Genomic DNA, 1,488 nt, shown 5'->3' on the forward strand with positions numbered 1-1,488 from the left:
GTCTTCCTGTTGCCAAGCGAGAAGTTGCCGCTTACGATAGCTGAAATAGGTCGGGTCAATGCCTTGTTGTTTTGCAAATTCGGTTTGAGTTAGCCCACTCACTTTATGCTGGTCAAACAGCGCCAGCCATTGTTCGGATGTTCTGCGGTTCATAAAAAGCCCAGTTTGGTAAATGTAGATCCAGACAGGGTAAGCAGATTTAGCTAAAGCTGGAATGTGCGGTTGGTGTTACGCTCACCGATCTTGTTCTAGGCACAGAAATTTTCTAATTTATAAATCAATGGTTTTAGCAGGCACAATGTAGAGGCAAAACCGGACTGGGCCATCAACCACATTTAGAAGTTATATGCACTGGAGCGTAAAATAAAAACGCAGTCGTTCGAGATAAAACAGCAACAACCGTCATGCCGCAAGGTGTGGTTGTTACGCTTACATTTCAAGGTAATTCTGTTGATCTTGACACTTCTCGGTGTGCCCAATATTTTTCAAGCGCTTTCTCACCAATGATCCCTAGAGCATCTTGATCAAGACCTTTAACGCTACCAAGAAATAACTGAGCTAGTTCGCGATCAGTTATTACTGTTGCTATAAGTGAAATTGCGTCGTCCAGAGAAGAGCCACCCTCTAAATAGCGAACATGATGTTCAGCATCAACAATATGATCATCTAGTTCGTTGTACCATTTTTTAAAAACAAGCTTAGCCAGTTCTTTATAGCGGGGTTGGTGCCCACCAAGCACCACTAAGTAGGTTTCTGTACTTTTTTTATGGTGGATTTTAAATTCCAAATCTAACGTTTTCACTATATTGTCAATTTCATCGTTTGCTGCTTGCATCATCATATTTGCAAACAGAGGTTCCAGACCCTGAGTAAACTGAAGAAGCCAAGAATACTCTAAGCTATTATTTTTCTCGACCTTGTCCAAAAGTCGATCCATTAAAATTGATACCTCAGCACAGTTAATAATATCGTTGCATTGTTGAAAACTCTTTGTCCATGAACGCAATAGCGGGACCGCTTCATCAATATCCAACGCTGATAAAATATAATATGCAGCTAATGTTGCATGAGTTAATGCTTTTAAGTCATGATATTTTTTTGTGTTAATATCATGCACTTTTAATTTATCTCCGCACATTGAAATTAGCCGGCTATCCAACCGTACAAAAAGTAAAATATCACCTCGGAGAATCGCTTTTTCATACTGTTTTTTCTTATTATTGTAATGTTTGTGAAATTGCTCATTCACAATTGATAGTGGGCCATTGTCTGGTTTGCTTTTAGTACTTTCAGTTTTTAAGTTCATTACGTTCCTGATTACACTTAACGTATTTCACAGAATGGTATCAAGTAAATCTTAAGATAAAGATAGTAGTAGTTAAGTAGATTGTATGCGTAACAGCAACCACACCTTCGGCATGATTGCTGTTTAGATCAAAATGGCAGCAGCTTCGCCAGTTTGTCTGGCGTATCGGCGGTAGGCAGCTC

Annotated in this window: 1 protein-coding gene; it reads right to left on the bottom strand. The window is 39.4% G+C overall.

Annotated features, from left to right (window positions below):
• Positions 1–436: 436 nt before the first annotated feature.
• The gene (locus tag VT06_RS16720; RefSeq protein WP_046555467.1) at positions 437–1,306 is read right to left on the bottom strand and encodes a hypothetical protein; all 870 of its coding nucleotides are present in this window, start codon (positions 1,304–1,306) and stop codon (positions 437–439) included.
• Between the last annotated feature and the right edge of the window lie 182 nt (positions 1,307–1,488).

The organism is Arsukibacterium sp. MJ3 (genome assembly GCF_000987765.1).
Lineage (GTDB): Bacteria > Pseudomonadota > Gammaproteobacteria > Enterobacterales > Alteromonadaceae > Alishewanella.

Coding starts and splice junctions, on each gene's coding strand:
- VT06_RS16720 (WP_046555467.1), bottom strand. CDS start 1,306: ATGAACTTAAAAACTGAAAGTACTAAAAGCAAACCAGACAATGGCCCA.